This window comes from Neobacillus sp. DZ-9, from assembly GCF_059587065.1.
The window spans coordinates 1-746 of the sequence record NZ_JCAIOL010000057.1 but is presented as its reverse complement, the minus strand read 5'-3'; the positions used below and the strand labels follow the sequence as shown (position 1 = coordinate 746).

Here is a 746-nt window from a genome sequence, read left to right as displayed (position 1 = left end):
AATCTTACAAGACAACACGAAAACTTAACAGGAATATTTGTACAAGCTAAGCTACAGTTTCAAGCAGTACTTGATCAGGTTTTTCCTGAGTATAAAGGTGTTTTTGGGGACTTATATTCAGTTGTTTCTTTACAAACTTTATTAGAATTTCCTACATCTAACGATGTCTTAGAAACTAGCGAAGAAACAATAGCAGCTAGAATAAAGGAAAACTGTAATAGTCGTTCTCGTAGATGGGCGAATACTAAGGCAAAGGAACTAAAAGCAGCAGCAGCACGGAATCCTTTTCAGAAAACCTTATATCAAAGCCATATTTTAACCCTTAAAATGTATATCAATATGCTTTTAGAATACCAAAAGCACCTATCTGTGTTTGAAGTTGAGATAGATGCTTTAGCAAAAGAACTTATAGAATATAAGATTATCCAATCCATCCCTGGTATCGGTGAAAAAATCGCGGCAACGATTATTTCTGAAATCGATGAGATAGATCGGTTTAATCACCTTAAAAAACTAATAGCATTTGCCGGAATTGACCCTAGTATCTTTGAATCAGGAAGGTTCAAAGGAACTGTTAACAGAATAACAAAAAGAGGGTCCAGCAGACTAAGACGTGCATTATATCTGGCTGTTAAATGCGCCATTCGTGATTGTCGTAAAAAGAAAACGACTAAAGATATTATCCCTCGCAACAAGAGGTTACGAGAGTTCTATGATAAGAAACGCGAAGAAGGAAAGCCTTATAA

Annotated in this window: 1 protein-coding gene; it reads left to right on the top strand. The window is 35.7% G+C overall.

The genetic code is table 11. From position 1 onward, the window contains the following. A partial coding sequence (locus AC59HZ_RS31455; protein ID WP_496549600.1) for a transposase occupies window positions 1-746 on the top strand: 746 nt, incomplete at both ends.